Origin of the sequence: Vibrio sp. 99-8-1, from assembly GCF_013114595.1 — a bacterium.
Taxonomy (GTDB): Bacteria; Pseudomonadota; Gammaproteobacteria; order Enterobacterales; family Vibrionaceae; genus Vibrio.
The window spans coordinates 1-20,745 of the sequence record NZ_VTXE01000033.1 but is presented as its reverse complement, the minus strand read 5'-3'; the positions used below and the strand labels follow the sequence as shown (position 1 = coordinate 20,745).

At 40.2% G+C, this 20,745-nt stretch carries 19 protein-coding genes, 2 tRNA genes and 1 pseudogene; 12 read left to right on the top strand and 10 right to left on the bottom strand.

From position 1 onward, the window contains the following. Nucleotides 1-42: 42 nt before the first annotated feature. The 6 genes from F0227_RS17110 to F0227_RS17085 are packed head-to-tail and all read left to right on the top strand — an operon-like array spanning nt 43 to nt 5,137. Entirely contained in the window at nt 43-1,047 is a 1,005-nt protein-coding gene (locus tag F0227_RS17110) for a sirohydrochlorin cobaltochelatase (RefSeq protein WP_216613460.1), read from the top strand. A 59-nt stretch (nt 1,048-1,106) separates the two neighbouring features. Further along, nucleotides 1,107-1,982, top strand: coding sequence for an ABC transporter ATP-binding protein (locus F0227_RS17105; RefSeq protein WP_171754460.1), 876 nt, complete (start codon nt 1,107-1,109; stop codon nt 1,980-1,982). Next, nucleotides 1,975-2,715 (top strand): ABC transporter permease, encoded by a 741-nt coding sequence (locus F0227_RS17100; protein WP_171754459.1) that lies wholly within the window; start codon nt 1,975-1,977, stop codon nt 2,713-2,715. Before F0227_RS17105 ends, F0227_RS17100 begins: the two co-directional genes overlap by 8 nt. Continuing rightward, the gene (locus tag F0227_RS17095) at nt 2,712-3,662 is read left to right on the top strand and encodes an iron ABC transporter permease (RefSeq protein WP_171754458.1); all 951 of its coding nucleotides are present in this window, start codon (nt 2,712-2,714) and stop codon (nt 3,660-3,662) included. The genes F0227_RS17100 and F0227_RS17095 overlap by 4 nt, the downstream gene beginning before the upstream one ends. Continuing rightward, complete coding sequence (locus tag F0227_RS17090; protein ID WP_171754457.1) at nt 3,655-4,392, top strand: ABC transporter ATP-binding protein; 738 nt, start codon at nt 3,655-3,657, stop codon at nt 4,390-4,392. The genes F0227_RS17095 and F0227_RS17090 overlap by 8 nt, the downstream gene beginning before the upstream one ends. Further along, complete coding sequence (locus tag F0227_RS17085; protein ID WP_171754456.1) at nt 4,346-5,137, top strand: ABC transporter substrate-binding protein; 792 nt, start codon at nt 4,346-4,348, stop codon at nt 5,135-5,137. Before F0227_RS17090 ends, F0227_RS17085 begins: the two co-directional genes overlap by 47 nt. Before the next feature lie 45 nt (nt 5,138-5,182). On the opposite strand, the gene F0227_RS17080 is transcribed toward F0227_RS17085, so the two are convergent. Beyond that, nucleotides 5,183-5,848, bottom strand: coding sequence for an SDR family NAD(P)-dependent oxidoreductase (locus tag F0227_RS17080; protein ID WP_171754455.1), 666 nt, complete (start codon nt 5,846-5,848; stop codon nt 5,183-5,185). A 102-nt stretch (nt 5,849-5,950) separates the two neighbouring features. Continuing rightward, on the bottom strand, nt 5,951-8,215 hold the full coding sequence (locus F0227_RS17075) for an EAL domain-containing protein (RefSeq protein ID WP_171754454.1): 2,265 nt from the start codon (nt 8,213-8,215) through the stop codon (nt 5,951-5,953). Between the two features lie 234 nt (nt 8,216-8,449). On the opposite strand from F0227_RS17075, the gene F0227_RS17070 reads away from it, so the two are divergent. Together F0227_RS17070 and F0227_RS17065 are read left to right on the top strand one after the other, a co-directional pair. Beyond that, entirely contained in the window at nt 8,450-9,058 is a 609-nt protein-coding gene (locus F0227_RS17070) for a hypothetical protein (RefSeq protein WP_171754453.1), read from the top strand. A 272-nt stretch (nt 9,059-9,330) separates the two neighbouring features. Next, entirely contained in the window at nt 9,331-10,041 is a 711-nt protein-coding gene (locus F0227_RS17065; protein ID WP_171754452.1) for a hypothetical protein, read from the top strand. Nucleotides 10,042-10,132: 91 nt separating this feature from the next. Here the strand turns inward: F0227_RS17065 and F0227_RS17060 are convergent, their stop codons facing one another. Beyond that, nucleotides 10,133-10,699: a cytochrome c3 family protein gene (locus F0227_RS17060; RefSeq protein ID WP_171754451.1), complete on the bottom strand. Its 567-nt coding sequence runs from the start codon at nt 10,697-10,699 to the stop codon at nt 10,133-10,135. 302 nt (nt 10,700-11,001) lie between these two features. Here F0227_RS17060 and F0227_RS17055 point away from each other — a divergent pair, with 302 nt between their 5' ends. After that, nucleotides 11,002-11,505 (top strand): glucose PTS transporter subunit EIIB, encoded by a 504-nt coding sequence (locus F0227_RS17055; RefSeq protein WP_171754450.1) that lies wholly within the window; start codon nt 11,002-11,004, stop codon nt 11,503-11,505. 141 nt (nt 11,506-11,646) lie between these two features. Here F0227_RS17055 and F0227_RS17050 read toward each other — a convergent pair whose 3' ends face one another. The 3 genes from F0227_RS17050 to F0227_RS17040 form a co-directional block, all read right to left on the bottom strand. After that, on the bottom strand, nt 11,647-12,174 hold the full coding sequence (locus tag F0227_RS17050; RefSeq protein WP_171754449.1) for an MltR family transcriptional regulator: 528 nt from the start codon (nt 12,172-12,174) through the stop codon (nt 11,647-11,649). A 327-nt stretch (nt 12,175-12,501) separates the two neighbouring features. Then, the gene (locus tag F0227_RS17045; RefSeq protein WP_171754448.1) at nt 12,502-13,650 is read right to left on the bottom strand and encodes a mannitol-1-phosphate 5-dehydrogenase; all 1,149 of its coding nucleotides are present in this window, start codon (nt 13,648-13,650) and stop codon (nt 12,502-12,504) included. A gap of 93 nt (nt 13,651-13,743) precedes the next feature. After that, nucleotides 13,744-15,630, bottom strand: a complete 1,887-nt coding sequence (locus F0227_RS17040) for a PTS mannitol transporter subunit IICBA (RefSeq protein ID WP_171754447.1) — start codon at nt 15,628-15,630, stop codon at nt 13,744-13,746. Between the two features lie 706 nt (nt 15,631-16,336). Here F0227_RS17040 and F0227_RS17035 point away from each other — a divergent pair. Next, nucleotides 16,337-16,633: a hypothetical protein gene (locus tag F0227_RS17035; protein WP_171754446.1), complete on the top strand. Its 297-nt coding sequence runs from the start codon at nt 16,337-16,339 to the stop codon at nt 16,631-16,633. Between the two features lie 98 nt (nt 16,634-16,731). On the opposite strand, the pseudogene mtlA reads toward F0227_RS17035, so the two are convergent. After that, nucleotides 16,732-17,742: pseudogene (gene mtlA, locus F0227_RS17030) on the bottom strand (mannitol-specific PTS transporter subunit IIC); the annotation flags it as partial. 146 nt (nt 17,743-17,888) lie between these two features. Then, nucleotides 17,889-18,365 carry a MarR family transcriptional regulator gene (locus tag F0227_RS17025; RefSeq protein ID WP_171754444.1) on the bottom strand — a complete coding sequence of 159 codons (477 nt, stop codon included), beginning with the start codon at nt 18,363-18,365 and terminating at the stop codon, nt 17,889-17,891. A gap of 386 nt (nt 18,366-18,751) precedes the next feature. Here F0227_RS17025 and F0227_RS17020 point away from each other — a divergent pair, with 386 nt between their 5' ends. Then, nucleotides 18,752-19,702, top strand: a complete 951-nt coding sequence (locus tag F0227_RS17020; RefSeq protein ID WP_171754443.1) for a DMT family transporter — start codon at nt 18,752-18,754, stop codon at nt 19,700-19,702. A gap of 153 nt (nt 19,703-19,855) precedes the next feature. Continuing rightward, on the top strand, nt 19,856-20,161 hold the full coding sequence (locus F0227_RS17015) for a YHYH domain-containing protein (protein WP_171754442.1): 306 nt from the start codon (nt 19,856-19,858) through the stop codon (nt 20,159-20,161). 320 nt (nt 20,162-20,481) lie between these two features. Here the strand turns inward: F0227_RS17015 and F0227_RS17010 are convergent. After that, a tRNA-Gly gene (locus F0227_RS17010) sits at nt 20,482-20,571 on the bottom strand. Between the two features lie 70 nt (nt 20,572-20,641). After that, nucleotides 20,642-20,717, bottom strand: a tRNA-Gly gene (locus F0227_RS17005). Nucleotides 20,718-20,745: the final 28 nt, after the last annotated feature.

Below are 20,745 nucleotides of genomic sequence, written 5' to 3'. Positions count from 1 at the left end.
CTTAGTAGTAAAGGTAGCAATGTGTTAATTCGGAGACAAAACATGAATCTTGTAATACTTAAAAAACGGCTAATGGCGCTGTTATCAGTATCTGCCCTATGCCTTCTATCCAGCCCCACAATTGCATCGGACTCTATGAATAAAGCTAATGACGAAAAATCAGCGATCGTGATCGCAGCATTTGGTACCACTTACAACACCGCTGTAGACTCTTTAATCGCCATACAAAATACCATTCAACAAGCTTATCCAAATACCCCTGTTCGCTTTGCATTTACGTCGAATATCATTCGTAAAAAGTGGCATCGCAGACAAAATGACACTCAATATAAAGAAGATCACCCTGAAGTGCCCGACTCTTTCTACCATGTGAAAAATGTATTGGGCACCATGGCGGATTTTCAGAATGAAGGATATAAAAATATCGTTGTGCAAACGACGCTGTTAACACATGGAGAAGAGTACACGGATCTAGTGGCTTACGTTGATGCTCTCGCCTCCATTCAGACCATCAAAGAGAAGTTTAAACCATTCCAAAAAATCGCTATTGGTCGACCATTAATGGGGACTTGGGGTAAGCAATATGAGTACTCTAAAGACCTAGATAAACTGGCGGAAGCGTTAGCTGATGATGTTGAGCTAGCAAAACGTAATAAAGCCGCTTTAGTTTATATGGGACATGGTAATGACTACCTTTCTACTGGCTTATACTACGAACTTGAAGACAAACTAAACCAGATGTATCCAGAGGTAAAATCTTACGTCGGACTGGTTGAGGGTCACCCAAATTTTGATGCCCTATCAAGCAAAATCAAGCAAGACGGCAGCAAAAAAGTGATGATAAAACCACTAATGGTGGTGGCTGGAGACCATGCTAGCAACGACATGGCTGGAGATGAAGATGACTCTTGGAAAGTAATGTTAACCAAACAAGGCATCGATGTAACTCCTGTTTTAGTTGGCTTAGGAAGCAGCGAGAAGATACAACAGATCTATTTGCAGCACCTTAAAGATGCGGCTAACGACGCTGGCATCACATTAAAATAGTGTAATTCAAGGCTGGCAAATACCAGCCTTTCTCATCTCGTGACAAGAACAAGGGCACTATGAAAGAAACAGATAGCTGCGAAAAACTGATTGAAGTGGTTAATTTATCTAAAGTATTTGATAAATCTACGGCGGTAGACAAGGTAAACTTCTCGCTTCAGCGAGGGGAAATATGTGCTTTTCTTGGGCCGAATGGCGCAGGTAAAACCACCATCATTAAAATGCTCTCTGGTCTGCTGGAACCCAGTACTGGCACGATTCTTTATCAAGGTGAGAAATACCACCCTAAAAGACTTAGCCTGAAAAAATTGATTGGTGTCGTTCCTCAACACAACAACATTGACAGAGAGCTCACCCTAAAAGAAAACCTTCGTGTTCACGGTTACCTGTACCATTTAAAAGGAAAAGAGCTAGAGCAACGGATAGAAGAGAGCTTACAGTTCGCAGAATTAACTGAGCATGCTAACAAGCTGTCTGGAAAGCTGTCTGGCGGTATGAAAAGGAAGCTGGTTATTGCTCGCGCCTTAATGCACAAGCCTAAAATACTCTTTTTGGATGAACCAACGGTTGGCCTAGATCCTCATAGTCGCAGGAAAATGTGGCAATTTCTGAGCAAAATTAATCAACAGCAGCAGTGCACCATCTTTTTAACCACTCACTATATTGAAGAAGCTGAACGGCTTGCTAAACGCGTTATTTTTATTGAACAAGGCAAACTCATCACAACAGGAACCCCACACTCTTTAAAACAACAGCTAGGTAATGTCGTGGTTGATATTGAAACCGATGGTCTACAGCAAGAGTTTTTCGTTAACCGAGAAGAGGCTTTGCAGAGAGTAAAACAGATAGATGATGCAGCAGTAAGCATTAGAGAAACGACATTGGAAGATGTCTTCCTAACATTAACGGGAAAAAGGTTAACAAAAGATGCTTAATGGCGTTATTGGCATTTATTATCGCGAATGTACCGTTTTACGTAAAAAAATCATACGAATTGTCATGGCTGGAGCCGTGCCGCCATTTCTATATCTGATGGCCTTTGGTTACGGCGTTGGTAAAGATACCACCGTAGACGGCGTTAGCTATCTCACCTTCTTGTTGCCTGGTCTACTGGCTATGTCCAGCATGAATCAAAGCTATAACATTGCTACAGAGATCAATATCAGCCGCTTTTATCTAAAGATTTTTGAAGAGTACATGCTGGCGCCCAACCAGAGATGGCAGATTATTATCGGTGAAGTGTTGTACGGTATTACTAAAGGGTTAATTCCGGTCGGCATTATCGCTATTTATAGTTTATTTTGTGGTGTCAGCTTACATTTTTCCGTTCAATTTTTAGTCGCGATTACTCTGCACCTGACCGCATTTTCGCTTATCGGCTTCATCGTTGCTCTCAAAATGAAGAATCATCGTGATCAAGCGACAATGAATGCCTTCATAATCACCCCGATGATGTTTTTGTCCGGCACCTTTTTTCCTGTCGATCAAATGCCAAGCGTGATTCAATTATTAGCATCATTGTCACCACTCACCTATAGCGCTGAGCTGATACGAGCAGCGTTATTGGACAATGGTAACTTTGCTTTAAGTGCACTAGCTATCCTAGCGTCACTCAATGGAGTACTCATGTTACTGGCCAACCACATAGTGCAAAGAGTAGAAGTATGAAGCTATTATTGATTGGCGTTTTTGTTGTTCTAGCCGGTTTATCAATGCTGATTGGTCCTAACAATATCAATCCATTTAATATGACGCCGTTAGAGCAAAATATACTGTTAGAATTGAGGGTGCCAAGAGTCCTATTTGCCGCCATCATTGGTGCCATGCTTGGCCTCAGTGGTAGCATCTATCAGTTGACACTTAAGAACCCATTGGCAGACAGCTTTACTACCGGTGCTGCCTCTTCTTCGGCACTTGGTGCGGTGCTTGCCATATCCATTGGCGTGCCGGTTCACTTTGTTTCTGTATTTGCTTTCATCACGGGTATAAGCGGATTGATGATTGTTTATCGTATGTCTTTAACCAATGGCAGCATAAACCCAATCACCATGATTCTCGCCGGAGTGGTAATGAATGTTGTCGCCTCGGCGGTCATTAGTTTTTCTAAGTATTATTTTGAAGACTCTTTAAATTCCATCGTCTATTGGTTGATGGGGGGGATTTTTATCGTCAGCTGGGATAAGTTGGCGTTGTGCCTCTCTATCTTTGCACTTGTCTATTTTTTCTTACAACAGAGTGCAATGAAGCTGAACATTTTAGCACTGGATGATCAGTCCGCTCAGAGTCTGGGTATCAATGTTCATCGTCTTCGTTCGGTAGTATTTGTACTCTCCACTCTACTGGTATCTGTGGCGGTAAGTTTCTCCGGTATCATCGGCTTTGTTGGTTTAATTGTGCCTCATGTTTCTAGAAGCTTGTTCGGTAGCGATATGAAGCTAAACATATTCTATTCCAGCCTGTTTGGCAGTTTTCTATTAATGATGTCCGATACTCTCTCCAGAGTGATTATCCCTGGCGGTGCTGAACTTCCGGTCGGAATTATTACTGCTTTGATAGGCGGGTTATTTTTCTTCTACTTATTAAAAACACGCCGGGAGAGTTTCTGGAATGGTTAACATTAAAATCGATCATCTCTCCTTCTCAAGAAAAGATTTTTCCCTTCAGTTGGATAACCTCGTTATCTCTTCAGGTGAAAAAGTGGCTTTAATGGGTGAAAATGGTTGTGGTAAAAGTACCCTGATTAATTTGATGTCAGGGTTAATAGAAACATCGTCAAAAAGTGTTTTTTACAACCATGATCCGCTAGCGCAGCTATCACACCTTGCTAGAGCTAAGCTATTTTCTATCCTGCCACAGTTTTCGGATATCTCGTTTCCATTTAGTGTATTTGAAGTGGTGCAGCTAGGCCGCTTTGCCCATATGCAGGGAAAAACATTTAATCACGATGATGCAGAAAAAACGGAGCAGTTACTTAAGCTACTGGATATCTACCACTATAGAAATAAGAGCTATGCAGAGCTTTCCGGAGGAGAAAAACGGCGTGTTATGCTTGCTCGAGTATTGAATCAACAGGCTCCTATTATCTATTTGGATGAGCCAAACTCAAGTTTGGACATTCGTCATACACTGGAGATATTTCATCACCTTTCTCAACTACCACAGACCATCATTACGTCAGTGCATGATATAAACCTAGCTCATCGATATTTCGATCGTTTTTTGTTCTTTAAACAAGGAAAGTTGCTGCACGATGTCAATCGTTGCGATGTGACCAGCTCTCTATTATCCGAGGTATATAATGTATCGGTTTCTACTAATACTAGTAGCTTTAGTTTTCAACCCTAGCGCATATGCGTATCAACGAATTGTGTTACTTGCCCCTGCGGCTGGTGATATTTTTAACAAACTTGGTGCTCAAGATAGCATTGTAGGGGTCACCAGAAACAATTTTGATTTTCCTAATGCTCTAAAAATAGGTTCGCACATTAAGCCCAATGTTGAACTGATAAAAGGCCTCGACCCTGATCTTATCATCATTAGTTCCAATCGCTTTTTTTCACAACAGATGGCGAGTGTCATTGATGCAGACACCCTCACTTATAATCCCGAGACTCTTGAAGAGATTTTATCGGAGATAAACAGATACGGTGCAATTCTTGAGAAACAGACGCAAGCCGATGAATTGGTCGCTCAGCTAACGCAACTTTTAACGGAACTTAAGCCGATAGCGGTCCCGCCAAAAGTTGTTTATGAGGTAACGGAAAACCCGTACATCATTGCGGGTAAACAGAGCATTATCAAAAGCATAATTGAACATGCCGGAGGAAAGCTCTTTGCGCCATCGAACCGAAAAATAGCCAAATTCAACATCGAAAGTGTATTAATGGAAAATCCTGATTTTTATATTTACCAACAAGGGCCGATGAATAAAGTCCCTACTCCACCAGCCGATAGAAAGAACTTTTCTCTTATTGACAGTCAATTTATAAAGGTGGATCAGCTCAGTTTTTCAAGAGCAACCACGGACTCTTTCTATCACGCCATGGAGCTCAATAAACGATTTATAGCTCATAACAAGCTATCTGATTAATCTTAACCAAGCTTAATCAGATAAAGACTCTGTTTCTCAGGTTCGCTAGCCTCGGTTAATAGTGATATCCGATACAAAACCGTGTTCTGCACTAACCAGCGCCTGCTTAAGCATCTTGGCTGCATCGTCAGGGGAAATAAAACTTGAAGTGTCCATTTGCTTGCCGCTGGTTTTCCAGAACTCTGTCGCCATACCTCCTGGGTAGACAGCAATCAGCTTTATCGGCTTACCTTTCAACTCAAGTCGTAAAGACTCCAACAGTGCTCTTACCGCCCATTTCACCGCACAATAAGTTGATTCTCCAGCTTTAGCCACTTGCGCCGCTGTGGACATAACCACCACCACATTAACTGGCAAATCTTGATAACGTTTTACAATTTCCTGCAACAGATAGATGCTAGATGTAAGGTTATTGCTAATTAGCGACTCAATGTCGGCCGGTTGCTGTGTTTGCAAAGAACCAAAAGAACCACTACCCGCACAATGAACTATTGTATTCGGTGTCTCTTCTAATGAATCAAACAGTTCGGTTACCTGTTGTGAACAACTTAAGTCACACGCTATCCCGGTTGCTTGGTTGGTTAGTTTAGCAACGACATCCGCTAACTTTTGTTGATCTCGACCAGACAAAACTAGCTGCTCCCCGTCTTGATCATACTGTTTCGCCAATGCACAGCCTAAACCGCTGCTTGCTCCTGTAATTAATATCATACGTTTATATACTAATAGTGAACCGTAGTTAGATGTTACTGATAACGGTGGGATAAGGCGAGTAAGAATTACCAAACTGGTTGAAGGAGGCGGTAAAACCTATCAATTGTCAGGTTTTACATAGATCAATAACTCTTTGACAGATAAAGGTTTAGCATACAAATAGCCTTGAAATAGATCACAGCCTGATTCAGCTAACATCTGTTTTTGACTCTCTGTTTCAACACCTTCTGCTAACACTTTCATTCGGTAGTTTTTACCAATACTAATAATATTGTGAATCATGGTATGAGATTTATTATTCACATCAATATCATCAACAAAAGACTTGTCAATTTTAAGCTCTTTAATGGGTAAATTTCTCAATATACTCAATGATGAGTAACCGGTACCAAAATCATCCAGAGAAATTAAAACCCCTTTGGAAATTAATTCTTCACAGACCGGCTTAACAGTGCCAATATCTTCTATAAAAAGATTCTCTGTTATTTCTACCGTAACTTGATCAGGTGAAAAACCATATTTATCTAATGCGCCAAATAGAAGGCTGGAAAACTCTTTTTGCAAAAACTGTTTTACGGAAATATTAATTGAAAGTCGAAAGCTCTCTTCCGTTTGCTGCTGAATCATTGCCATCTCTTTAACTGACATTTCGATGATAAGATCACCAAGAGAGCTCATCAGTCCTGACTGTTCTGCAATGGATATAAATTTGTCTGGCGGTACATAACCAACGTCTTTATCCACCCATCTTACTAAGGCCTCAACACCATACAGAGAACCATCACCGGTCACCTGGGGTTGATAGGCCATATACAGCTCTCTGTTTTTAATGGCTTGTCGCAATTTTTGTTCTAAGTGCAGTGATGCAAGGTGCTCGGCCTGCAACTTCGGTGAGTAACAATAGATGGTGTTTTTATTCTTTTTCGCCTGAAGCATAGCGATATCTAAAGATCGTAGCAGCTCATCAAATCGCGTACCATGCATTGGATAATTCGCGGTACTAATACTGACCGTTAATAAAAAGCTGATATCGCCAATGGAATAGGGTTGTGACAAAGAGGTCTGTATGTTTTGACATAACTTGCGTAAGGCGGCCTCTTCAAGTTCATCAGATAGAACAATAAATTCGTCACCAATGCCTCGAATAAGCGTGTTTGGTTTATTCGAAAACTGTTTTAATCTCAGCGCGACATCCATAATGACTTTGTCTCCAAAGTCATGGCCATAGCTGTCATTGACATTTTTAAAGCGGTCGATATTCACAAATATCATACTGCATGGTGAGATTCGGTTATCTTCAAATAAGTAGGTTAGATAGCCATGATTCGGCAAATCCGTCAAAAAATCATGGCGGGTCTGATATAACAACTGGCTAAGTTTATCTTCTTCACTTCTGGCAATAGAACGAACCAAAAAGTAAAACATCAGAGCAAAAATAATTGAAACAAGAAAAGAGGTGAAAAACCGAGTATGAAATTGCGCTTCAATATAGTCAGAGTTCGTACTTGAAACCACCCAAAAGTTAAAATATGGGTCATATTCCAGAGTAATATGTTTCGCGATACCCGCAAATTTGTACCGAGTAAAATAGGGGCTTTTTGCCGACTTCAACGTTTGTAGATCAATATTATTGTACGCCAAAACTGACTCAATCAAGCCAGTTAGCAACGAGGGTTGCAGAGGTGTTTGATAGTTTTTATTTCCAGCCAGATTGCCTGAGTAGAACTGAAAATACCCATCGTCTCGAATGATATCCAGTTCGTTATAATTTTCTGTGACATGCTGTTTATCATTAAACAGAACAGACTCACTCACCTTAATGCCGGCGGTCATCACCGCAGCCACACTTCCTGAATCCGTATATATCGCTTTACGTACGGCAATGGCAAGTGAGTTGTCATTAAGCGCTTTTAATTGGTAAGTTCTTCCTGCAATCATTTTCTGTGACTGTATGACTTGCAAAAAGCTTTTACGACTGACTTCTTGTTGCAACAGATTCGGTAACTTAGCGATATTCAGATTTGATGATGTCACGACCAAATCGCCATCAATATTAGCTAAGCCAAGACCTGCAAAGAATGGGTGGGTTTTACGCACCCTATCAAGGGTCGCGGAATGAATGGCAGAAGAAGGTAACGCGTTATCTATTGCTAACTGGTTTCCTAAAACCTGCAACAGTGACTCTTGGCTTTTTAAAAATGCTTCTACCGAATCAGAGAAAAGGTGAACCTGAGTGTATTGAAACTGCTTGAAGCGATCTTCATTACTTTTCCAGAGAAAGTAACCATAATAGGAGAACAGGATAATGCTAATCGTAATGATTATCCAAAACAACATCCAAATGTTCTTCTTTAGCGTGGCCATACTTGTCTCCGCTGCTCATTTATTATACTAACCGAAAATATCAATTGAAGTTATTGACTAGATCTCATTAATTCATTCAACCTCAGTTAATAACATCCGTATAATTAGTACTAGCAACCATTTATGATGACTAACGAATGTTTAATGACTGACGTACAAGAAAAACAACAGAGTTCAACACCTGTCAGCATCAATTAGAATGGTATGACTTATTTTATTATAGAGAGCTATTTCATGACGCGACTGCTACTTTTGCTAACTGCTATCACTTTTTCACTGCCTACTATTGCTCAACCAGCGTCAACTCACAATACAGAGCCATTGTTGCAGTTTGAAATGAAGGTAGAAACAGATGGAATTGAAAATGCATTGCTGGAAATCAATTCTTCAATAAAGCAAATGACGACATCACTAGACGAGGTAGCAAAAAATCAAAACCTCACTAGCGAACAATCAGAGCTGATAAATCGGGCAATTAATAATATTGACCATTTCACTGTTCAAACAACGGAATTGATAGATACCCTTCCAACTAGCTTAGAAAAAACTCAGCAACGTTTTAGCAACGCGACTCAACTTTTTTATAGTGATCTTAAATTCAATATTATTGTGATATTAGTTGTGGTTCTTGTCTGTATTGCTCTTCTATTGGTGGTCTTATATTGGTTTATTATCAGGCCAATGCAATCTGCTATCGTTACCGCAACCACAAACGTTGCCAACATGGCCACAACCATTCAACTGACGGCCCAGTCGTTGGAAAAGAGTAATCAAACACATATAAAAATATTGCAGCATCTTGAGCAAGATCAAGAGCAAAAAAAGGAAACTGGAAAATTGTGACTTGCTCGTTAACTATCACTTGCCTTTCGACTTTAATGAATTGTTTTTTAACGATAATTGTACTATAAATAGAAGTATCAGCTATTTGATTGTACGATAAGCTTGAAAGGGGACCCAATCCTTCAATTATCTTTCTTAAACTGAACCTGTTGATGAAGATCTGAATCCTACATCTTGAGGTCATTTGAGTATATTATATAAGTTAGTTTATTTTAATAATGATTATGCAACGCTATTGGCTAAACCATTCACCTGACTAAGCGGGAAAGACTATGAACATTATCAGGTATGTGATTTACGGGCTAACTGCGGTTATTACCGTTATTTTGATTGTGCTAATTATTCAACCAGAACAATCTACCGTGTTGCGCATAGAAGGATCCGACACCCCAACAGAATTGGTTGAAGAAGTCATCGAAGAAGAGGCAGCTCCTACTACATCAAGCAGCGGTAGTTTTATGGCGTGGAAACCTTTCCCTGTCGATGGGCTTATTCAAGCTCTTATCGATAAAACTGACATCATGTCACTTCCGCCTTTTATCCAATCCCTGCCCTTGGAGCCTGCCGAAATAGACAGAAACGGCAACCAAATCAGAGATGATTTGGAAGTATTTATTGGTTACAAATATCCAAACAATCCCAAAAACCGAGCCACCCTGACTCAGCTTGTCTCCATATGGGATAGAATTGCAAAAGATGGCGGCAGAACAAAAATGTCTCGCCAAATGGCTCTCTATCTTGAAGAGAGAATGGCCATCGACTGTTGGTATAAAAATGGTTTTGATGAAGAAGACTTTGCTATTTTAAAATCTCTTGTACTTAATAATAAGCATAGAAAAGAAGGTTATTCAGAAGCGATGGAAGTACGTAACTCCATCCCTGCCGATGAGCTGGATGACATCATCATTCCAGAAGACTCTTGCGATCAGATGCTGATAGAGAATCAGATGTATCTACAAGACTGGCAACCCAGCAAAGAGTAACCGATAACGCATAGGCAGTGATTACTATCGATAGAGTGCCTGTACTTTTAACTAGGGACTCTCAGATAGCATCTCACTGCTCAGTAAGTCATCAATCCGCAATCTGCCACCCTTCTGGTAACATCTCACCCCAGCTATCAGACTTGTGGCACTCAGAACAGCTGAATCGAGATCGTCTATGTACTCTATGACAGTTTGAACAATCCGTTTGGCGGCGATGGTTTCTGTGTGGATTGATTCTTCCTTCGTCTTCAAAATATCCAGTACGCTCAATTAAACCGTCGTAGTCATCATGACACTGTAAGCAGAGATCATTGCTAAACTCTCTTCGATAAAAAGGTAATTGATACTCTCCCGATTGATACACCCTCTTTTCGTGAGCAATCGTCTCTTCACTTCGTTGGTGGCAATCTGTACAGGTTAATTGCCAGTTTTCCTGATGGCGGTACGCTAACAATTTGCTGTTGTGCTTGGCTCCCTCAATATAGGAATCCAAAATATGACACTCCCCTCCGCAGCTGCTTACTTCCTCACTAGATAGATGCTCACTAGATGAATGTTCATTAGCTAGAGCTCTACTAGAAAAAAACAGAGCGATAACCAATAGAGTTGTTATCGCAACGAGATCAATGTTGGCAAATTTGCGATTTGTAAACATAACGTTTGCCTATCACCCTTAAAATATTCAGCTGTCTAATACACTCATAATATACATAGATTAAATCTTCATATTTAAATATATAATGACTTTCTTTTTCAAATAGTTATATCGTTTAGTAGGTTCAGCTATTCTCTCCATCGATCACTCCTATCTCAGCTAGTAAATCAGTCCGAGCAATAAGCCAGCTTAAGTGGTAACGTTTCCATAACTAGATAAATGCACTATACTGTTTAGCATTCGATCAATTTCTAATTAATGATTTTCAATTTAACCATTTGAAAAATGACGGGAGTTTTACCATGTCTAATACTTTAAATAATCTGGATACGGCCTTTTTGCAAAGCCTTGCTGCTGCTCTGGGAGAGACACAAAACATCAACAGTATTGATGCTTGCTTAACTCGTCTACGCATATCGGTAGAAAACACAAACAAAGTAGATCAAGAGCAACTTAAACAACTGGGGGCTCAAGGCGTGGTCGTGTTAGCCGATTGCATACAGGTAATATTTGGCAAAGAATCAGATGCTATTAAATCGCGTTTACAGCACTGGATAACTAACCCGTCCACCACGATTCTCGCTGAAAAAGTATTAAGAGCCTACGGCGGGAAAGAGAATATTGCTGAACTAGATGCCTGCTTAACACGATTACGAGTCAAGATAAATGATCTCTCTCGCGTTGATCAAGAGCAACTAAAAGAGCTAGGCGCAAAGGGCGTCGTTGTCATCGGAACCTCGGTGCAGAGTATATTTGGTCCATCATCCAACACGCTTAAAACACAACTAGAGACCATTATTAATTAGAGCACCAGATTCAAAGAGATAGTGGGAGAAGTTAAACTCAATACGATGAACAGTGACAACCGATATTGACCCACCATTAATTAATGACCAAATACAAAAATGGCTCTGTATATCAGAGCCATTTTCGTTTACATCAATATATTAAAGCGGACTTTCTCGGTCTAGCTGACCGCATATATGTACAACCGTCAATGAGAGCGCAGATTTAATAATTTGTCTCTGCCTTTGTAGCTGAAGTTGATAAAATTCTGCGTCGAGATCATCAGAAGGCGGAATAACCGATTGTACAATTCCCATATGATCGGCAGAGCGCAACTTCTTCATTGGCTGCAAAATATAGGGGTCAAAAAAATCATACTCATTCGCACTATGAGTGAGTGCGTTTTTTAGGCTAATAATATCTTCAATATCGTGATAGATCTCGTCTGGCAACACCCCTAAGCCAAACAACAATTTTAACCTAACAGATAGATCGCCGAGTGGGCCAGAGTTATCTAAAAGAGGGCCGACAACAGACTGCACAGCAAAATCATCTTTACGAAACACCCGTTGAATAAGAGTGTCGATAGATTGATTAAAAATCTCACCAGTAGCGATAAAAAAACCTCTAACCGTAGTGGAAGAATTTAATTTTTCGATGATATCAGTTTCACTAATTGTGTCAGTCATAAATGTACATCTATTTACTCAAGAAGATTTCGTCTCTTCCTGAGACACTTTCCTAACTCCATTTAGCAGTAAATGGTTTTCACTGCGCATTACGCTAAACTATCTTATTTTAACAAAAAAATCATGCTTAACGTTCTGAACATGCCGATTCAAACCAGAGTTACATCATCGTGCATGTCACAAAATCTGCGTCAATGTACGCGTTTTAAAATACGCTGTCAAAACAACTATATCAACATCATCAAACGTACGTACAAGAAGAAAGGGTTTAAGATAAAGTTAATCACCAGAAGAATATAAATGTTATATCTTCTGGTGAGTTATTTATTAACTTATTTGTTGGAAAATGACTTCAATCTGCAATGTTTCACGGCTGTTTTTCGCTAAACCCGTGTACTTTTCTATAGTGGCAACAACACCCTCATTTTGCATAGAGCTTTGTAACTCGATAGCTTGCGGATCATCATCGTTTTTATAGAGCAATGCGGCGGCAACACCTTTAAGTAAGGCCTTATTCTCGCTTCCATATTCAATTGTGCCTAAAAGAGGCTTAATGAGACGATCACTTGCAGATAATTTTCTTAATGGCTGGCGGCCTACTCTATCGACCTCATCTACCAAGTATGGATTGGCAAAGCGACCAAGAATTTTTTCGATGTACGCTTCGTGCTTATCACGCTCAAAACCGTAGCGACTTATAAGAACTTCGCCACTCTCTTGCATGGCACTTTTAACATCCGATCTAACATCGCCATCTTCAATGGCTTCACGAATGGTTTTGTGTCCTTTAATTGCGCCTAGATACGCCGTTATGCAGTGACCTGTATTTAGAGTGAATAACTTGCGTTCCACAAACGCCATTAAGTTATCTGTGCACTCCATGCCCGCTATAACAGGGATGGGACCTTTAAATTGCGTTTGGTCAACAATCCATTCGCTAAACGTTTCAACAGTAACCGATAGCGGATCTGTCTCTCCTTCTTCCGCTGGAGGTACAATGCGGTCTACGGCTGAATCTACAAAGCCAACCAACTCTTCTACCTTAGCAACCAGTTCATCAGGTAATAGAGAGAACACCGATGCTTTTAGCTGGCTTGTGCCTCTCACCATATTTTCACAAGCAATGATATTTAAAGGCGTTGTATTGCCCATCGCAAGTCTGCTTTCAATACCCTGAGCCAAAGTTTTCGCAATAACATTAAGTACTGTAGGTCCAACTGCCGTGGTGATTAAATCCACTTCTGTTATTAACTCAACCACTTTAGGGCTTAATGAATTAACTGCGGAAACGCCAGTAACTGTTTCTGTTACGCAATCCGCACCAACAACTTTTACTGGGTACTCTTTTCGTTCAGCCAAGCCATTGACCACAGTTTCATTTACATCCGCAAATGTTACTTCTATTCCAGCATCTGCTAGTAACTTACCTATAAAACCGCGGCCAATGTTGCCGGCACCAAAATGCAATGCTTTCATAATATATATTCCAAGAAAAATGAGGATTTAAATAAAGGCCGTATTGATTGCCCGGCCTTTAATTACATTTATTAACACTGAATCAAATACTGACTACGCATTAAGTATTCGAAGTACATCTTCAGGGTTGGTCGTTGTTTTCAGAGACTCAATCGCCTCTTCATCGTCAAGGGCATTCGTTATTGCAGTAATAACTTGAATATGCTCATCTCCTTGAGCGGCAATACCAATAACCATTTTTGCAATATCGTCTTCATCTTCACCCCATTGAATACCTTCAGGAAATTGACAAAATACGATTCCAGTGTTTACCACGTATTGCTTGGTTTCTATTGTTCCATGAGGAACAGCGATAGATTCGCCTAAGTAAGTTGATACCAGCTTTTCACGTGCAAGCATCCCTTCAATATATTGTTCTTTCACGTTACCCAGCTTAACTAGTTGCTCCCCTGCAAACTTAATAACGTTCTCTTTAGACTCTGCTTTCATGCCTAAAAATATGTTCTCTTTAGAAAGCTTTAACGTACCTACACTATCAGAACTATTTACTGTAGATACTTCAGGCTTTACCGCGTCACCTTGCTGAGCTTCAACCAGTTTAGCCACAAGATTGTCGTATAAATCGTTATCTAAGAAATTAGACAGTGAAATATGTTGTGCGTCTGCCGCATGATTCTTTGCTCTATCAGTAAGGTCTTTATGCGTTACAACAATATCGACGTCTGATGGCAGATTGTTGATAGCTAGGTTAGTAACATCAATATCTAGACCGGCAGCCTCAATTTTTTTACGCAGTAGGCTCGCACCCATCGCACTTGACCCCATGCCAGCATCACACGCTACGATAATTTTCTTAACGCTACCTGCTACTGACGCACTTGCAGTCGCTACACCTTTAGAACTTGCTTTCATATCGTTCATTTGGTTGCTTGCTGCTTCTAACGCACCATCTTCATCCGATTGTTTTTGCGTTTTTAGCAAGAACGAAGCAACAAAGAAAGATACCGCTGCTGAAGCAATAACCGAGGCGATTACACCGACAAATGAAGATTTTGGTGTCATCAGTAACACAGCAAATATTGAACCTGGAGATGCAGGTGATACTAAGCCAGCGTCAAAAATAGTTAATGTAAATACGCCTGTCATACCACCAGCAATTACCGCTAGAATTAGACGAGGGTTCATCAACACATAAGGGAAGTAGATTTCATGAATACCACCTAAGAAGTGAATAATCGCAGCACCCGGTGCAGATTGCTTAGCACTTCCTTTACCAACAAACATGTAAGCAAGTAGTAGACCTAAACCTGGGCCTGGGTTAGCTTCAATTAAGAAGAATATCGACTTACCTAATTCTTCAGACTGCTGAATACCAAGAGGAGAGAAAATACCGTGGTTGATAGCATTGTTTAAGAAAAGGATTTTCGCAGGCTCTACGAACAGTGAAGTAAGAGGAAGCAAGCCTGATTCAACAAGAACATTTACACCAGCCGCAAGACCATTCGATAAGACTTTAACTGCAGGACCAACAACGAGATACGCTAGAATTGCGCAGAGCATACCGATGATGCCGGCAGAAAAGTTGTTAACCAACATTTCAAATCCACTTTTTACCTTACCGTGGACAGCTTCATCAAATTTCTTGATAGCTAGGCCACCTAATGGACCAACAATCATCGCTCCCATAAACATTGGAATGTCAGTACCAACAATAACACCCATTGTGGTCACTGCACCTACAACCGCGCCTCGGTCACCCGCGACCATTTTACCACCGGTATAACCGATCAAAACAGGTAGTAGATACGTGATCATTGGGCCGACCATGCTAGCCAATGTTTCGTTTGGCCACCAACCGGTAGGAATAAATAGAGCGGTAATGAAACCCCATGCGATAAACGCACCGATGTTTGGCATTACCATATTTGAAAGAAAACGGCCAAAATTTTGTACCTTGACCTTAGCTTCTGGTGATAACATAACAGTACCCCGTTCAAGTGTTATTCGTAATTTGTGTGTGCCCGGTTTCTGATAAAAACCGTTGACTGCTTAAGACACTTTCAAATTAGCACAGCATTATACGAATATCCTCTGAACGGGCTTTTAGTGATACGCATCACACAAAAAATATAGTTGACCATTTTTAAATGTGACACAGATCTTATATTGACAATGTAATTTAACTACATTTTAATTAAATCGATTTTGTCAATAATTTTATATAGCTTCACATCACAATTATTAAACAGCATAATAAAAATAATTGGTGACACACATCACATTATAATCAATTTAAAAAATCAACAGATGATGTTTTGTTAACCAAGTCACACTTAATGTCGTAATAAATGGTTTGCAAGTTAATTAACAGCTGAATGTTAATTTTTATGTAATTTTGTGACATAACGCGATCAAGGGTTAATTGAAGAGGGTCATTTAGCTAGGGAGGAAACTATAATTAATCCCTTAGTTATGATAAAACACTTTTCCTTTTGGTCTATCTAGAAAAATAACCGATTAAACGCCAACGTAATGAACTTAACTTGAAATATTACATTTTGAATGGAGTTTATACTGTGCACAAAGAGCTCTGACACGGAAATGGTTGCGTAGATACGCAAAATGAAAACGAGTTTGATTAGATAGAAAATATAGACATTCCATTTTCACAACGAAGATAAAAACTATGCAGTTAAAAGAAGCAACCGATATTATCGAATTAACAGATACTGATACCTTATCCCACGCTTTGGAAAAGTTTAATTCCCAAGGCGTTATTTCAAATGAACTCTTGCCTTTTTTAAGCGTAATATTTGAAACCGCACCAGAAAAACTCTCTAACAAATTAAAGCAGACCGGTTTTAAAGGAAATATTTGCATTGCCAAGAGCAGAGATGCTCATGAGGAAGTAAACTATATCGTGTTTGATTCAGAGCGCCATAACCTCGAAACGGCAACCCTTTGGCTTAAACAAAAACTTTAGTAACTGGTTATGCTTCCTGTGGCCTACCGTTATTCTCCCTAGTTCTTTTCATCTTACTGCTATTTCAGACCATTTAAGGGACACTATTTATCGGCACCAGTTTTCAGTAAAAGTGAAGAGATAATAAACGTCACTAATGCCGAAGATGAGACCGCAATAAATACACCTAAGATTGAAGCTTTTGGCGCCATGATCATTACTGAGAAAATAGATCCCGGAGATGCAGGTCCGACTATGCCTGCATTAAATGTTGTTAAAACAAAGACTCCTGTCATACCACCGGCAATCAACGCGATGATCAATCTAGGGTTCATAAATACATAAGGGAAATACACTTCATGTATGCCGCCAAAAAAGTGGATAACCGCAGCACCACCGCCAATACGTCGTGCGCCATTTTTGCCAAAAACAAAATAAGAGAGTAACAGGCCCAGTCCGGGACCCGGGTTGGCTTCGATTAAAAAATATATCGATTGCCCTTGTTCAATAGACTGCTGAATACCTAACGGAGAAAAAATACCGTGGTTAACCGCATTATTCAAAAACATGACTTTAGCGGGTTCAACCAAGATGGAAGTCAATGGCAAAAGGCCACTATCAACTAAGTAGTTAACCCCTCCCATGATCAAAATAGTTAGCCCCTGAATAAAAGGACCAATTAACATAAATGCGGTTATGGTACATATCGCGCCAACAATACCTGTGGAAAGGTTATTGACCAACATTTCAAAACCGCTCTTTATTTTTCCTTGTATAAGTATGTCAAAACGCTTTATAGCCAGCGCTCCTAACGGGCCAACAATCATCGCCCCTAGAAACATTGGGACATCAGAGCCAACAATCGCTCCCATAGTGGTAGCGGCACCGACAATCCCACCGCGTTCGCCCCACACCAACTTACCTCCTGAGTAGCCAACAAGCATCGGCAGAAGGTAAATGATCATCGGTCTTACTAACTGAGCAATGTTTTCATTTGGTGCCCACCCTGTCGGAATAAAGAGTGCAGCAATAAATCCCCAAATAATAAACGCACCAATATTTGGCAGAACCATGTTAGAAAGAAACTTTCCATACTGTTGAGTTTTTAGCTTTATGGTTCTAATGTTCATACTCGTCCCTGAATAAACTCTATATTAATAGATACTTGCTATAAGCTTAGCTTATTTACCATAAGCATCAATCATTTACCATAAGCATAAGTTGTTTCTAATAGCATGGAACAACTCCCAACAAATCAAATAGTGTAAAAATGACCTTACTCTATTTTGGTAATGCTACCCAACTCCAGTACTGGTGCGACATCAATATCTTCAGCATTCATCATAGTCGAGATTCTTTGAACGGATGACAAAAGCAATGTCTGTTCCCATTCATCCAGAGTCTGAAATTTCTTCACGAAAGTATCTTGTAGAGGCAAAGGTGCGGAAGCAAGACGTTGGTTTCCAAGATCCGTGATATGGGCATGTACTTTGCGTTTATCTTGTGTACTTCTTACACGCTGCACATAACCATTTCTTTCCAATCTATCTAATATCGCCGTCGCCGTTGCTTGACTCATATTAGTATGAACGGAAAGTTGTTTAATGGTGACTTCACCAAGTTCTTTTATTGAACGCATCAATATAAGCTGAGGTCCGGTTAACCCTGATTCTTTACTTAGTTTCTTGGAATGGATATCAATCGCTCTGATTATTTGTCGAATAGAAACTAATACTTCTTCATGCTTTTCCAATGACAGTTACCGTGTATTAAATGGATATGGAATGATAAGTGAAAAATACCGTATATTGGCCCTGTTGAAAAGCGCTGCTTCACGTATATGTGTTCTCCCTCTCCCGGCCATTCCTGAGTACACGAAATATTCGCTGTCTAACTGATATAACCTGTCATTTAATCACTTTTGTTACCTGAAATTGTGCAAATAATAGACGTATTTTCTGGATAGCAATAGAAGGCGCAATTGTTCGTCGCATTTCACATCACTAACAAGCCCTGTTAAGCCAATTTGGCTTGTTTATCCTCAATATAAGTAAGTTAAATAACATGCAATAATCAGATGTTTTTGAAGTTAGCCAATCGCTAACATGCCCTTATATTAAACAATGAAGGCATAAACAGATGACACCATCTCCTATTAACAACGCTATGAACGCTAAAGTATGGGCAATGCTCATACTACTGTCAGTATTATGGGGCGGTTCTTTCTTCTTTGTTGGCGTTGCGGTCAATGAACTTCCTACTCTAACTATTGTTGCCCTTCGAGTTGTTATTGCGGCAATTACTCTATGGATGATTGTGTTGATCATTGGCTTACCCATTCCCAGAAGTTTAAAACTGTGGAGTATGTTTTTGGCTATGGGTTTGTTAAATAATGTTATTCCTTTCCTATTGATTGTATGGGGACAGGCTCAAATAGCGTCCGGACTCGCATCTATTCTTAATGCTGCTACACCGATATTTACGGTAATTGTTGCGGCTATATTTCTTACAGACGAACGGCCAACACAGCTAAAAGTAATTGGCGTCACGATAGGTTTTCTAGGTGTAGTGATGATGATAGGCCTCCCCGCATTAGATACAGGTGAAAATCTGCTGGCTCAATTAGCAGTTGTCACAGCAACACTCTCCTATGCATTTGCGGGTGTTTATGGACGGAAATTTAAGAGTCAAAATATCAATCCAATCGTTATTGCGGCGGGACAAGTAACCGCTTCTTCGTTGGTATTATTGCCAATAGCATTAACAGTAGATGGTGTTACTACATTAAACCAAGCGAGCAGTTCTACATGGATATCCATGATTGGACTAGCCGTTATGTCAACGGCCATCGCGTATGTGCTCTATTTCAAAATACTTGAGTTAGCCGGAGCAACTAATGTTCTATTAGTTACCCTTTTGGTTCCAGTCTCTGCAATATTGCTGGGATCGCTATTTCTCGACGAATCACTACAGCTTATTCATTTCATTGGTATGGCAATGATAGCATTAGGGCTATCTTTTATTGATGGTCGATTGTGGCTTCGCGTTAAAACTCTAACTGTTGGGCACAAGACGTGCTCTAAACCTTAGCAAAGCTGCACCCTAAATACTTAAAGCAATACGCTAACAAGCCAGTAGGTAATACCTCGTTAGTTACACTACCACTCTCAAATGTGAACTTAAACGCATAACATTCTGTATAATTAATATATAACTAAGAAGTACACACACTAGGCTAGGAAAATGAAAAGAATATTACTTGCTGTATGCCTTTTAGCTGGCATATTCCCGCTTATTACACTTGCTCACCCCGGAAGAACGGCTTCAGATGGTTGCCACTATTGCCGAACCAACTGCGCCAAATGGGGTGTTCCACAAGGAGAAAGACATTGTCATTTTTACTCGGAACCCACTAAAGAGATAATAAACAGCTCTGTTAAAGTGAAAGAGTATTCGGATGAAAATGTTAGCTTTGTTACCTTTCAACATGATAATACGTGGTTAACATACCAAACAAAAACCGTAGTGCTTCAGGACTCTAAACTATAAGTAGTTTCGCGGTTCAATTTGGAGTAAGGCACGAGGTTCCCTTCTCTTGAACATAAGGCGTGACCTCAACCTTGGCAAGGTTGCGCTCTACCAACTGGATTAGTTCTAGATATTATTCCTATACTTTCTCAACGAGAGAAATGAAGCTTGATGGAGCAAATGTAAATGGGCAGGACGCCCATTTTCAAGCGAACAAGGATGTCTTGAGCGGTTTGCGTAATCGAGTTCATTTCTACCGCATCACCCATAATCAGCTTTTTTAAATGCAAAAAAGCCCGACCATTTCTGATCGGGCTTTTTACTTTCTACTTAAAGAAATCTGGAGCGACACACGAGGTTCCCTTCTCTTGAACATAAGGCGTGACCTCAACCTTGGCAAGGTTGCGCTCTACCAACGGAACGAGTCTCACTAAAATTCACTAGATGCAAAAAAGCCCGACCATTTCTGATCGGGCTTTTTACTTTCTACTTAAAGAAATCTGGAGCGACACACGAGGTTCGAACTCGTGACCTCAACCTTGGCAAGGTTGCGCTCTACCAACTGAGCTAGTGTCGCATGCTACATTCAGCGAACGTAGACTTAA

What these genes read in the sequence shown, in the direction of transcription:
- F0227_RS17110 (WP_216613460.1), top strand. Translation starts at nt 43, where the DNA reads ATGAATCTTGTAATACTTAAAAAACGGCTAATGGCGCTGTTATCAGTA.
- F0227_RS17105 (WP_171754460.1), top strand. Translation starts at nt 1,107, where the DNA reads ATGAAAGAAACAGATAGCTGCGAAAAACTGATTGAAGTGGTTAATTTA.
- F0227_RS17100 (WP_171754459.1), top strand. Translation starts at nt 1,975, where the DNA reads ATGCTTAATGGCGTTATTGGCATTTATTATCGCGAATGTACCGTTTTA.
- F0227_RS17095 (WP_171754458.1), top strand. Translation starts at nt 2,712, where the DNA reads ATGAAGCTATTATTGATTGGCGTTTTTGTTGTTCTAGCCGGTTTATCA.
- F0227_RS17090 (WP_171754457.1), top strand. Translation starts at nt 3,655, where the DNA reads ATGGTTAACATTAAAATCGATCATCTCTCCTTCTCAAGAAAAGATTTT.
- F0227_RS17085 (WP_171754456.1), top strand. Translation starts at nt 4,346, where the DNA reads ATGTATCGGTTTCTACTAATACTAGTAGCTTTAGTTTTCAACCCTAGC.
- F0227_RS17080 (WP_171754455.1), bottom strand. Translation starts at nt 5,848, where the DNA reads ATGATATTAATTACAGGAGCAAGCAGCGGTTTAGGCTGTGCATTGGCG.
- F0227_RS17075 (WP_171754454.1), bottom strand. Translation starts at nt 8,215, where the DNA reads ATGGCCACGCTAAAGAAGAACATTTGGATGTTGTTTTGGATAATCATT.
- F0227_RS17070 (WP_171754453.1), top strand. Translation starts at nt 8,450, where the DNA reads ATGACGCGACTGCTACTTTTGCTAACTGCTATCACTTTTTCACTGCCT.
- F0227_RS17065 (WP_171754452.1), top strand. Translation starts at nt 9,331, where the DNA reads ATGAACATTATCAGGTATGTGATTTACGGGCTAACTGCGGTTATTACC.
- F0227_RS17060 (WP_171754451.1), bottom strand. Translation starts at nt 10,699, where the DNA reads ATGTTTACAAATCGCAAATTTGCCAACATTGATCTCGTTGCGATAACA.
- F0227_RS17055 (WP_171754450.1), top strand. Translation starts at nt 11,002, where the DNA reads ATGTCTAATACTTTAAATAATCTGGATACGGCCTTTTTGCAAAGCCTT.
- F0227_RS17050 (WP_171754449.1), bottom strand. Translation starts at nt 12,174, where the DNA reads ATGACTGACACAATTAGTGAAACTGATATCATCGAAAAATTAAATTCT.
- F0227_RS17045 (WP_171754448.1), bottom strand. Translation starts at nt 13,650, where the DNA reads ATGAAAGCATTGCATTTTGGTGCCGGCAACATTGGCCGCGGTTTTATA.
- F0227_RS17040 (WP_171754447.1), bottom strand. Translation starts at nt 15,630, where the DNA reads ATGTTATCACCAGAAGCTAAGGTCAAGGTACAAAATTTTGGCCGTTTT.
- F0227_RS17035 (WP_171754446.1), top strand. Translation starts at nt 16,337, where the DNA reads ATGCAGTTAAAAGAAGCAACCGATATTATCGAATTAACAGATACTGAT.
- F0227_RS17020 (WP_171754443.1), top strand. Translation starts at nt 18,752, where the DNA reads ATGACACCATCTCCTATTAACAACGCTATGAACGCTAAAGTATGGGCA.
- F0227_RS17015 (WP_171754442.1), top strand. Translation starts at nt 19,856, where the DNA reads ATGAAAAGAATATTACTTGCTGTATGCCTTTTAGCTGGCATATTCCCG.